Origin of the sequence: Paralimibaculum aggregatum (genome assembly GCF_030270585.1) — a bacterium.
Classification (GTDB): domain Bacteria; phylum Pseudomonadota; class Alphaproteobacteria; order Rhodobacterales; family Rhodobacteraceae; genus Thermohalobaculum; species Thermohalobaculum aggregatum.
This window is the reverse complement of record NZ_BSYI01000002.1, coordinates 54,729-66,403: the sequence shown is the minus strand read 5'-3', so window position 1 is coordinate 66,403 and position 11,675 is coordinate 54,729. Positions and strand designations below refer to the sequence as shown.

Sequence of the window (11,675 nt, the reverse complement as noted above, 5' to 3'; positions counted from 1 at the left end):
GGGGCAGCACCGGCCGGCGCCGGCGCCGCCGCCCGCAGCTCCGGCGTCCCCCTGCCCGGCGCAGATCCGCAAAGAGTCCCGCGAAACCGCTCCCCGGGCCCGTCCGGGGACCAACCCCCCATGGAGGCATCCGATGCCCGGAACCGTGAAACTGTGGTGGCATGACGGCTCGACCCTCGATGTCCGCAGCCATCCGACCCCCCTGATCGCCGAGCCGGAGCTCGGCTTCGAGACGCTCAGCGTCTCCACCGCGGCCGCCGTGGCCAGCGGCGCGGCCCCCGAGGACGCCCATGTCGCGGTGATCGAGAGCGGGGTCAACCTGCGCTACCGCGTGCTGAAGCCGGGCCAGAACGGCTCCGCCGCCGACCCCGAGGCCAAGCCGCTGATCGCCACCCTGCCGGGCATCGCCGCCATCGGCATCGCGCCGGGCGCGACGCTCTCGCTGATCGAGGAGGCGTGAGCCCATGTCCTATCTCTACAGCTATGGCGGGCGCGCCGGCGGCGGCGACGTCACGATCAACACCACGGTGCAGGAGATCACCGCCTCGGGCCTCTCGGAGGATCCGGGGCAGGTGCTCACCGAGGGCAGCGATGGCGGCGCGCTGCTGACCGGGCCGGACATCCAGGCCGCGCTCGACGCCACCCTCGGCGGGGCGGACTGGCGCCAGGCCGCCGCCGAGCGGCTGATGAGCTACGACGCGCCCTCGCGCACGGTCGGCATCCTCGCCGGCACCGGGGTGGCGCTGCCGCTCGCCACCACCTCGGAGGCCGGGCTGATGTCGGCCGCCGACAAGCAGGCGCTGGCCGCGGCCGGCGGCGGCACCGGCACGGCGACCGAGATCACCCGCGCCCAGCTCTCCGCCACCGGCATCGAGGCCGGCGTCGCCTCGGTGCGCACCAGCGGCTATTCGGCGCCCGGCGATGGCGGCGGCGGGCTCTATGTCCGCGCCGCCTCCGAGCCCGCGCATGGCGGGAAGGTGCAGTCGGCCGACGGCGCCTGGTGGGCGCTGGTCGCCGAGGCCGGCCGGGTCAACGTGCTGCAGTTCGGCGCGGCCCGCACCCTCGACGGCAGCGCGCCGCTGGTCGATGCCCATCCCGCCTTCGCCGCGGCGATCGACTATGCCAGCCTCTTCGCCGAGGGCGAGAACGGGCTCGGCCTGACGGTGGAGATCCCGGCCGGGCGCTACCTGATCGGCGCGACGCTGGAGCTGCGCGCCTCGATCCGGCTCGCCGGGCAGGCTGCCATGGGCATCGTCGAGGGCTGGCCGGTGCGCCTGCATTTCCCGGATGTCGCCGGGCTGATCGTGCATGACGCGCGCACCGTCGACACCTCCTCGGCCTTCGAGGAGCCGGACGATCCGGCCACCCTCGCGGCCCGCGGCGCGGCGATCGAGGGCATCCATTTCTGCGGCGCCGCTGCCGGGGCGGGCTTCGACATCGCCAGGCCCGGCATCCGCATCCACAGCCGCTGCCTGCTGCGCGACATCCGGGTCAGCGAGTTCTCCGGCCACGGCGTCCACATCGAGGCCGATGCGGCGAACGAGACCTCCAACGCCAACACCTGGATGGTCTACAACCTCTCGACCGCGCGCAATGCCGGCTCGGGCTTCTATGTCGAGGGGCGCGACGCCAATGCCGGGCACGGCTTCGGCTTCGACATGACCGGCAACGGCCGCTGGGGCATCGAGGACCGCTCGCTGCTCGGCAACCACTATCTCGGGGTGCACGGCCAGTCCAACGGCACCCTCGAGGCGGGGCAGGACGGCGCGACCTCGCTGGTCACCTTCGCCGGCAGCAACTACGCCGCCTCGGTGCGCGCCAGCGAGGCCGATCTCGTCGCCACCGAGCCCGGCACCGATGCGGCGGTCTGGGCGCCCTGCCATGCCGGCATCCCGCTCGCGCCCAGCAGCGCGCCGGAATGGCAGCCGGGCCAGCCGGCCGGCACCTATGTCCATGGCGGCGGCATGCTCTGCGACGGCGGGGTCAACCAGTCGGTGATCGTCGGGCTCTATCTCGAGGCCAACCAGGCGCCCGGCACCATCGACCAGGGGGTGATGGCGCTCGGCGGCTCGCAGGGCGGGCCGCTGCTGCGCGGCACCCATGACAAGGGCTTCGCGATGGTCGGCAACGCCATCGAGGCCGATTCGCACCTGCGCTTCCGCAAGGGCGACGGCGTCGAGCTGCGCATCCGCGACAAGCCCGAGGAGGTGCTCAACATCCAGTCCGACGCGACGCCGGAGGGGCTGCTGCTGCGCTACAACCCGGCGATCGCCGGCGGCATCGTGAGCTGGCAGGTGCTGTTCGACGCGGCGCTCTCGCAGGGCTTCACGCTGAACGAGAGCACGGCGCAGTTCGGCCGCGGCGCGCCGGTCGGCGGCGGGCACACCTTCTTCCGCCGCGGCGCCTTCCACGGCGACGAGAACAACGGGCGCCAGTTCGTGTTCCACGACGACGCGATGGCCGATCAGGACCATGCCCGCGGCGATCTGGTGCTGCAGAGCCAGCCTGCCGGGGGGCAGCCCGCCGGCTGGCTCTGGCTGGCCGATCACGATGCCGACGGGGTCGCCGGCAGCTACCGCGCGCTCTGGCAGGTGCCGAGCCTCGACGGCGCGGTGACGCTGCCCGCGCTGGATGCCGCGGCGCGGGCCGCGGCGGGCGCGGCGGGCCATGCCGGCACCCTGGTGCAGCAGGCCGAGCGCGGCATCCCGGCGGTCTCCGACGGCGCGGCATGGCGCGATCTCCGCGCGGTGCCGGTCACCGAGAAATCCGCCGATGCGACGCTCGCCGCGGCGGAGGCCTTCGGGCTGCTGCGCTTCACCGGCGCCGGCCCGCAGGTGCTGACGGTGGAAGCCGGCACGCTGGCGGTCGGCGAGCAGGTGAGCCTGCTGCAGGCGGGCAGCGGCGCGGTCTCGGTGGCGGCGGGGGCCGGGGTCACGGTCGACAGCGAGTTCGCCCTCGCGCTCCGCGGCCAGCACGCCATCGCCTCGCTGATCTGCGTCGCGCCCGACAGCTACCTGCTGGTCGGCGGCCTCGCCGAGGCGTGAGCGGCGGCGGCGCGGCGGGGTCAGCCCGCCGTGTCCGCCAGCGGCGCCGCCGCCACGGCGCTGCCGGCGCCCGGTCCCTCGGCCCATGCGGCGAGCATCAGCACCGTCCAGAGCCGGTCGCCATGATCGGCCCGGCCGGCCAGATGCGCCTCCCAGGCGGCGCGGATCGGGCCGGGGGCGAGGCCGAAGCGGCCCTCCCAGTCGGTCTCCGCCAGCAGCGCCTCGGCCCAGGGCCGGAGCTGGCCGCCGAGCCAGCGCTCCACGGGAATCGCGAAGCCCTGCTTCGGGCGCTCGACCAGCGCCCGCGGCACCCGTTTCTCCAGCATCTGCCGCAGGATCCACTTGGTCCGCCCGCCGCGCAGCTTGAGCTCGGGGGCGAGGCGGAAGGCCGCCCGCACCACCCGGTGATCGAGGAACGGCACGCGGACCTCGAGGGCATGCGCCATCGAGGCGCGGTCGACCTTGGTCAGGATGTCGTCCGGCAGATAGGCGGCGAGGTCCATCGCCTGCATCCGGCCCACCGGGTCGAGCCCGGCCGGCGCCGGCCGCGCCATCAGCTCGGGCGCCGGGGCGAGCTCGCGCCACTGCGTCACCGCCGCCTCCAGCGCCGCCTCGGGGGTGCTCGCCCCCAGCATCGCCGCCAGCTTGTGCACCCGCCGCCCGGCCCCGGCGAGCCCGGCGGCGCGGCCGGCCCGGTCGACCAGCGCCGGCGGCAGCCGGGTCAGCGCGCCGCCCGCCGCGCGCCGCAGCCAGCCGGGCACCGGGCCGATATGCGCCAGCCGCGCGAACCAGCGATAGCGGTTGTAGCCGGCGAAGAGCTCGTCGCCGCCATCGCCCGAGAGCGCCACCGTGACATGCGCCCGCGCCAGCTTCGAGAGCAGCAGCGTCGGCAGCCCCGAGCTGTCGCCGAACGGCTCGCCATAGACCGCCATCAGCCCCGGCACCACCGCCAGCGCCTCGGCCTCGCCGACCTCGAGCTCGGTGTGCTCGGTGCCGAGACGGGCGGCCACGGCGCGGGCATGGCGGGCCTCGTCATACTCGGCGCGCGGGTTGCCGATCGAGAAGCTGCGCACCGGGCGCGGGCTCGCCTCCTGCATCAGCGCGGTGATCAGCGTCGAATCGATCCCGCCGGAGAGGAAGGCGCCGAGCGGCACGTCCGAGATCAGCCGGATCCGCACCGCCTCCGAGAGCCGCGCCTCGATCTCCGCCTCGGCCTCGGCCGGGTCGGCGATGCGCTCGCCGGCGCCGATGCCCTCGAGCTCGGCGGCGAGGTCGTAGAACGGCGTGATGCGCGGCGGGCCGCCGGCGCGGATGCGCAGCACCTGGCCGGGCGCCAGCTTCTGCACCCCGGCATAGATCGAGCGCGGCGCCGGCACGTAGCCGAGCCTGAGATAGGCGGCCAGCGCCTCGGGGTCGATCTCCGGGCGCGGCATCGCCGCCATCAGCGCGCCGAGCTCGGAGGCGAACAGCAGCCCGCCGGCGCGCGCCGTCCAGTACAGCGGCTTGATGCCGAGCCGGTCGCGCACCAGGGTCAGCTCGCGCGCGCGCCGGTCCCAGAGCGCGAAGGCGAACTGGCCGACCGCCCCGGCCAGCGTCGCCTCGAGCCCGCGCGCCGCGATGCTCTCGAGCAGCGCCTCGGTGTCGGAATGGCCTCGCCAGGCATGGCCGGGCAGGGCGGCGCGCAGCGCCGCGCCGGAGAACACCTCGCCGTTGTAGGAGATCACCCAGCGCCCGCAGGCCGAGACCATGGGCTGCGCGCCGGCCGCCGAGAGATCCTGGATCGCGAGGCGGGTATGGGCGAGGCCGATGCCGGCCTCCGGGTCGGCCCAGTGCCCGTCGGCATCCGGCCCGCGATGGGCGATGGCGGCGGACATCGCGGCAAGGCGCCGGCCGAGCGCCTCGGCGGCGATGCCCGGGCCGAGGCTGCCGGCGATGCCGCACATCAGGACACCGCCCCGCGCGCCGCCAGCAGCCGCTCCCAGAGCGCGAGATGGCGGGCCGCGACATCCTCCACCGCGAAGGCCCGCTCGGCCAGCGCCCGCCCGGCCCGGCCCATCGCGGCGCGGCGCGCCGGATCGGCCAGCAGCGCGGCGATCGCCTCGGCCAGCGCGGCGCCGTCGCGCGGCGGCACCAGCAGCCCGGTGACCCCCGGCTCGATGGCGTCGCGGCAGCCCGGCACGTCGGTGGTGACCACCGCGCGGCCGGCCGCGGCGGCCTCGATCAGCGCCTTCGGCATGCCCTCGCGATAGGACGGCAGCACCACGAGGCTGGCGCGCGCGAGGATCTCCGGCACGTCGCCGCGCTGGCCCCAGAACTCCGCCGCGCCCTCGGCCTCCCAGCCGGCGCGGGTGGCGGCATCGACGCAGGCCGGGTTGGCCGGGTCGGGCGCGCCGATCCAGGCGAAGCGGGCGGCGACGCCGCGCCGGCGCAGCAGCCGCGCCGCCTCGACGAATTCGCGCGCGCCCTTGTCGCGCAGCAGCCGCGCCGGCACCACCACCAGCGGCGGCGTCTCCGGCGCCGCCTCGGGGCGGAAGGCGGCCAGCATGGTGCCCGAGCCGCGGATCATCTCGACGCCGCCGCCCGGGCGCACGCCGAGCCCCTCGATCACCGCGCGGTCGTCGGCGTTCTGGAAGATCGCGGCGGCGCAGGGCCGGTTGAGCGCCAGCCGGTAGAGCGGCACCAGCGCCGCCCGGATCGCCCGCGCCCGCGCCCCCTTGCTGATGAAGAGATAGCCGAGCCCGGAGATCGCCGCCGCCACCGCCGGCACCCGCGCCAGCCGCGCCGCGACGCCGCCATAGAGCACCGGCTTGATGGTGACGAGGTGCACCAGATCCGGCCTGATCTCGCGGAACAGCCGGGCCAGCCGGCCGATCACCGCGATGTCGCGCCGCGGCTGGATGCGCCCGCGGCCCATCTCGACGGCGGCATGGGCGAAGCCCTCGGCGCGGATCCGCGCCACCGCCGCGGCCGGCTCCGGCGGCGTCACCAGCCAGACCTCCCAGCCGGCATCGCGGGCGGCGCGGGCGATCTCCAGCCGGTGCGACAGGAAGAACGCCGGGTCGTTGACCACGAGGGCCAGCCGGCGGGCGCCTGGCGCCGGCCCCCTCACAGGCCCCAGACCGTCAGATCGGGGCGCAGCGCCGCCGCCGGCAGCGCCCGCTTCACATCGACCAGCACGCCGCCCGGGCGCACCATCGCGACGATCCGCTCCGGCTCGGCCAGATAGGCGGCATGCGGCACCGCGAGGATCAGCGCGTCGAGCCCGGCGAAGGCGCTCTCCGGCGCCGGCTCGATGCCGGCCTCCTCGCGCAGCATCGCCGCCGGCGCCGCCGCATCCGCCGCCGCCGCCGCGATGCCGAAGCTGGCCAGTTCGTCGAGGATGTCCGGGCAGCGCGAGTTGCGCAGGTCCGGCACGTTCTCCTTGAAGGTCAGGCCGAGCAGCCCGACCCGCGCGCCGGTCAGCCCGATCCCCGCCGCCACCATCAGCTTCACGGTCTTGCGCGCCACGACCCGGCCCATGGCGTCGTTGATCCGCCGCCCGGCCAGGATCACCTCGGGGTGGTGGCCCACCGCCTCGGCCCGGGCGGTGAGGTAGTAGGGATCGACGCCGATGCAGTGCCCGCCGACCAGCCCCGGCGTGAACGGCAGGAAGTTCCACTTGGTGCGCGCCGCCGCCAGCACCTCGGCGGTGTCGAGCCCGAGCCGCTCGAAGATCAGCGAGAGCTCGTTCATCAGCGCGATGTTGATGTCGCGCTGGGTGTTCTCGATCACCTTGGCGGCCTCGGCGGTGGCGATCGAGGCGGCCTCGAAGACCCCGGCCGGCACGATCGCGCGATAGGCCGCGGCGACCCGGGCGCGGGTCTCCGGCGTGTCGCCCGCCACCACCTTGACGATGCTCTCGAGCCGGTGCGCCGCATCGCCCGGGTTGATCCGCTCCGGGCTGTAGCCGAGGTGGAAGTCGCGCCCCGCGGTCATGCCCGAGGCGGCCTCCAGCGCCGGCCCGCAGATCTCCTCGGTGGCGCCGGGATAGACGGTGGATTCGAAGACCACCGCCGCGCCCTTCGCCAGCCGCGGCCCGATGGCGGCGCAGGCGGCGCGCAGCGGCCCGAAATCCGGGCGCTTGGCGGCGTCGATCGGGGTCGGCACGGTGACGATCACGAGGCTCGCCCCGGCCAGCGCCTCCGGGTCGTCCGAGAGCGTCAGCGCGCTCCCGGCCAGGGTCTCGGGGTCGATCTCGCCGGTGGCGTCGTGGCCGGCGCGCAGCTCGGCGATGCGGCGCGCGCTGACATCGAAGCCGACCGCGCCGCCGGCGGCCCGGGCGAAGGCCAGCGCCACCGGCAGGCCGACATAGCCAAGACCGACCACCGCGACGCGCTCCTGCGTTCCTGCCATCGCTCTGTGCTCCCACGGATCCCCTCGGCGCGGTTTGCGGCGCCGCATGGCCGGTGTCAAGCCGCGCCCCCGTGCCGGCCGTCCCGCCGCGGGACACCCCGCGGCCGGGCCGCGGGCCCCGCGGGGATCGGCCCGAGCGCTGCGGCCCCGGTGATGCGGCCCGTGTGCCGCGGCCGCCGTGCGGTCGTCCCGTTGAGGGACTCCCTGCGGCCGGGTCGCAGGCCCCTCGGTCGCGGCCCCGGTGCTGCGGCCCCCGTGCTGCGGCCGCCGTGCCGGCCGTCCCGTTGCGGGACGCCCTGCGGCCGGGTCGCGGGCCCCGCGGTCGCGGCCCAAATGCTGCGGCCCCGGTGCCGCGGCCACCCGCTCTGCCGCCTGTGTGCTGCGGCCCGAGTGCCGCGACCTCCGCGCTGCGGCCCCCGTTTGCCACGGCCCTCGCGCTGCAGTCCTGGTGCTGCGGCCCGTGTGCTGCGGCCGCCGTGCCGGCCGTCCCGTTGCGGGACGCCCTGCGGCCGGGTCGCGGGCCCCGCGGTCGCGGCCCGAGTGCTGCGGCTCCGGTGCCGCGGCCACCCGCTCTGCCGCCTGTGTGCTGCGGCCCGAGTGCCGCGACCTCCGCGCTGCGGCCCCCGTTTGCCACGGCCCCCGCGCTGCAGTCCTGGTGCTGCGGCCCGTGTGCTGCGGCCCGTGTGGTGCGGCCCCTGTGGTGCGACCTCCGCGCTGCGGCCCCCGTTTGCCACGGCCCCCGCGCTGCGGTCCTGGTGCTGCGGCCCCGTGCAGTAGCCCCGTGCTGCGGCCCCGGTGTTTCTGCCCCCGGCGCTGCCGCCCCGGTGCCGCGCCCCCGCGCTGCGGCCGGCGGCCCGGTCAGTCCGCGGCCAGCTCGGCGCGCAGCCGGGAGACGCTGAGGATGCGCAGCCGCCGGCCCTCGCGCAGGATCCAGCCCTTCTTGCGCAGCCGGCTCATCTCGCGCCCCACCGCCTCGCGCTGGCCGAGGATGGCATCCGCCAGCGCCTGCTGCGTCGGCAGCGCCGGGATCACCGCGCGGTCCGCCCCGTCGGGCTCCGAGAGCTGCAGCATAAAGGCGATCAGCCGCTTGCGCGCGTTCATCGTGGTGACATCGACCATCCGCGCCGAGAGCCCACGCACCCGGCCCGCCAGCAGCTGCAGCACGGCGCGCATCACCGCCCGGTCGCCGTCGATCAGCGCGTTGAACTGCGTCGCCGGGAGCCGACCCAGCCGCACCGCGGTCAGCGCGACGACATTGGTCGAGCGCGGGCCGCCGTCGATCGCCGCGAGCTCGCCGAAGCTGTCGCCCGGCCGCAGCTCCGAGAACGCCACCTCGCGCCCGCTGCTGGCATAGGTGGTCGCGCGCACCCGGCCGGCGAGGATGAAATAGACGTCGTTGTCGTGGTCCTCGATGCTGACGATCGAGGTGCCGGCCGCGACCGACAGCTCGCTCCAGTGCGCGGTCAGCGCGGCAAAGCCGTCGGGCCCGCAGGCACGCAGCATGCTGCCCGGGGGCAGGGTCTCCCAGATGCCGTTGTCCATTGGCCCCGTCCCCCCAAGGGATGGTGTTCACAGGCGCGCCACACGCCGGGTCTTCACCTTTTCTTAACCGAATTTCCGTAGCTCTCAAGGCACAGGTGGCGGTGGGCACGAATTCGCGCCCGGTCACGGCGGTCTCCGGTCCCCGGACCGGGCCGGTGTTGTTGAGTGGAGTGGTGTTGGCGTTGCGTAGGCGGACGGTTTCCCTTTCGGGCCGTCCGCGCAACGGCGTTGGCGCGGGGCGAGGCCCCCGGCGCCGCAGCTCGGCCCGGCCCCGGGTGCCGCAGCTCGGCCCGGCCCCCGACGCCGCTACCGGCCTCACCCCCGGTGCCACAGCTCGGCCAGGCCCCCGACGCCGCTACCGGCCTCACCACTGGCGGCGCAGTTCGGCCTCGCCGCCGGCGCCGCAGTCGGCCTCGCCCCCGGCGCCTCCTCGCGCCGCAGCTCGGCCTGGCCGCCCCGGCGCGCCCTCGCGGCGCAACCGGCCAACCCTCGCCTGCGCGCTCCGCAGCGCCGCCCGGCCGCCTCACCCGCCTCGACGCACCCCACAGCGCAGCAGCCTGCCAGCCGCGCCAGCCCTGACCCGCCCGGAAGCGCCGCCGGCCTGCCCGCCGCGCCCGCCTCAGCGCGCCTCATAGCGCCGCCGGCCTGACCACCTCGCCAGCCTCGGCGCGCCCCGTGGCACCGCGGCCTGGACGCCTCACCCGCCCCGGCGCGCGCCCACAGCGCAGCGGCCTGCCCGCCGCACCCGCCCTGGCGCGCCCCGCAGTGCCGCAGGCCTGCCCGCCGCCCCCGCCGCGACCCGCGTTGCAGCGCTACCGGCCCGACGACCTCGCCTGCCTCGACGCGCGCCGTGGCGCGGTCTTCATGCCCGCCTCACCCGCTTCGGCACGCCTTGTCGCGCGGCCGGCCCTGCTGCCTCACCCGCCCCAGCGCCCTGCAGCGCAACCGGCCTGACCGCCTCGCCTGCCTCGACGCGCCACGTAGCGCAACCGGCCCGGGTGCCTCATCCGCCCCGGCGCGACGCAGCGCAGCCGGCCCCGTCGCCTCACCCTCCTCCGAGGGTCTGGTAGCGCCGCCGGCCTGCCCGCGGCGCCCGCCCCGGTGCGCCTGTTAGCGCCGGCGGTCCGGTCGCCTCAGCCGCCCCGGCGCGCCCCGAAGTGCCGCCGGCCTGCGAGCCTCACCCGCCTCGGCGCGCCCCGAAACGTCCGGCCGAACCGCCGCCCCGGGAGGTGCCGGGCCGTGCGCGCCAGCTTCCCTCCGCGCCCCTGCATGCCGCGGCAGCGGAGGCGCAGATCACTCCGCCCGGCGGTGTTCTCCGCCGGCGTGCCTGCACCTCCTTCCTGCAGCGCACCAGCATCGCCCGGCTGCGATGTGCGCCGGCGGTGCGCGTTAGTCGCTCTCGCCGAAGCCGCGCCCCGACAGCGCGCGGCCGAAACACCGCCTCGCGCTGCGCCCGGTGCGCATGGCCACGACACCGCCCCTCGGTGCCTCCCGGCGGTGCGCGGCCACAATGCCGCCCGGTGGTGCACCCCTGCGCCACACGGCGGCAGCTTGGTCCCGGCAGGGAGCCCCACGGCATGCGGCGCCGTTGCCGCCAGTGGCGTGCCACCACGGCGCGGGTTTTGTCCTCACGGGGTTACGGACAGCGTGTCCATGGTGCGCGCGCCTTGCCGCCTGGCGATGGCCTCCGGCCGCGCGCCTGCATCGCCCATTGGCGATGTGCGCCAGCGGTGCGAGCGGATCGCACCCCTCGGACCCGTGGCCGTGCGGCGCGCGGTCGCAACACCGCCCCGCGATGCGCTCCGGTGCGTGTGTCCACAATATCGCCCCACAGTGCATCCGGGCGGTACGTCGCCTCAATGCTGCCCAGCGATGCGCCCCCGCGGCACGCGGCAGCAGCCATGCTCCGACAGGATGCCTCATGGCGTACGGCGCTGTCGCCGCCGGCGACATCTCTCCGCGCGGCGGGCAAGCACCCCTCCGGACGGCGTGCCCCATGGGGCGCGTGCCTCGCCCCCTGACGTTGCCCTCCGGCCGCACGCCTGCATCGCCCTCCGGTGACCTGCGCCAGCGGTGCGAGCGGTTCGCTCCCCTCGGACCCGTGGCCGTGCAGCGCGCGGTCGCAACACCGCCCCGCGATGCGCTCCGGTGCGTTGTCCACAATATCGCCCCACAGTGCGTCCGGGCGGTACGCTGCCTCAATGCTGCCCAGCGGTGCGCGCCCGCGGCACGCGGCAGCAGCCATGCTCCGTCAGGACGCCTCATGGCGTGCGGCGCTGTTGCCGCCAACGGCATCTCTCCGCGCGGCGGGCAAGCACCCCTCCGGACGGCGTGCCCCATGGGGCGCGTGCCTCGCCCCCTGACGATGCCCTCCGGCCGCGCGCCTGCATCGCCCATTGGTGCCGTGCGCCGGCGGTGTACGCGGATAGATCTCCCCCGAAACCGTACGCCGACATCGCGCGGCCGCAAGACCGCCCTGCGATGCATTCCGGTGCCAGTGGCCACGAGATCGCCCCGCGGTGCGTATTGCCGGTGCGCGGCGGCATCTCTCCCGCGACAGGGGGGCCTTGTCGCTCAGCGCTGTTGCCGCCGGCGGCGCGCCACTCCGGCGCGGTTGTGCGTCCTTCCGGACAGCGTGCCCCACGGCGCGCGCGTGCCTCGCCGCTTGACGATGCCCTCCGGCTGCACGCCTGCATC

Annotated in this window: 6 protein-coding genes; 2 read left to right on the top strand and 4 right to left on the bottom strand. The window is 76.2% G+C overall.

Features of this window, described 5'->3' with window-relative positions; translation table 11 throughout:
* Window positions 1-133: 133 nt before the first annotated feature.
* Both QSJ97_RS01490 and QSJ97_RS01485 read left to right on the top strand, forming a co-directional pair.
* Window positions 134-460 carry a hypothetical protein gene (locus tag QSJ97_RS01490; RefSeq protein ID WP_285669715.1) on the top strand — a complete coding sequence of 109 codons (327 nt, stop codon included), beginning with the start codon at window positions 134-136 and terminating at the stop codon, window positions 458-460.
* A gap of 4 nt (window positions 461-464) precedes the next feature.
* Complete coding sequence (locus QSJ97_RS01485; RefSeq protein ID WP_285669714.1) at window positions 465-3,044, top strand: hypothetical protein; 2,580 nt, start codon at window positions 465-467, stop codon at window positions 3,042-3,044.
* A 20-nt stretch (window positions 3,045-3,064) separates the two neighbouring features.
* On the opposite strand, the gene asnB is transcribed toward QSJ97_RS01485, so the two are convergent.
* The 4 genes from asnB to QSJ97_RS01465 form a co-directional block, all read right to left on the bottom strand.
* Window positions 3,065-4,987: an asparagine synthase (glutamine-hydrolyzing) gene (gene asnB / locus QSJ97_RS01480; protein ID WP_285669713.1), complete on the bottom strand. Its 1,923-nt coding sequence runs from the start codon at window positions 4,985-4,987 to the stop codon at window positions 3,065-3,067.
* Window positions 4,987-6,114, bottom strand: coding sequence for a glycosyltransferase family 4 protein (locus QSJ97_RS01475; RefSeq protein ID WP_285669712.1), 1,128 nt, complete (start codon window positions 6,112-6,114; stop codon window positions 4,987-4,989). Before QSJ97_RS01475 ends, asnB begins: the two co-directional genes overlap by 1 nt.
* Window positions 6,115-6,149: 35 nt before the next feature.
* Entirely contained in the window at window positions 6,150-7,436 is a 1,287-nt protein-coding gene (locus QSJ97_RS01470; protein ID WP_285669711.1) for a nucleotide sugar dehydrogenase, read from the bottom strand.
* Window positions 7,437-8,294: 858 nt separating this feature from the next.
* On the bottom strand, window positions 8,295-8,978 hold the full coding sequence (locus QSJ97_RS01465; RefSeq protein WP_285669710.1) for a Crp/Fnr family transcriptional regulator: 684 nt from the start codon (window positions 8,976-8,978) through the stop codon (window positions 8,295-8,297).
* Window positions 8,979-11,675: the final 2,697 nt, after the last annotated feature.

Coding starts and splice junctions, on each gene's coding strand:
- QSJ97_RS01470 (WP_285669711.1), bottom strand. CDS start 7,436: ATGGCAGGAACGCAGGAGCGCGTCGCGGTGGTCGGTCTTGGCTATGTC.
- QSJ97_RS01485 (WP_285669714.1), top strand. CDS start 465: ATGTCCTATCTCTACAGCTATGGCGGGCGCGCCGGCGGCGGCGACGTC.
- QSJ97_RS01465 (WP_285669710.1), bottom strand. CDS start 8,978: ATGGACAACGGCATCTGGGAGACCCTGCCCCCGGGCAGCATGCTGCGT.
- QSJ97_RS01490 (WP_285669715.1), top strand. CDS start 134: ATGCCCGGAACCGTGAAACTGTGGTGGCATGACGGCTCGACCCTCGAT.
- asnB (WP_285669713.1), bottom strand. CDS start 4,987: ATGTGCGGCATCGCCGGCAGCCTCGGCCCGGGCATCGCCGCCGAGGCG.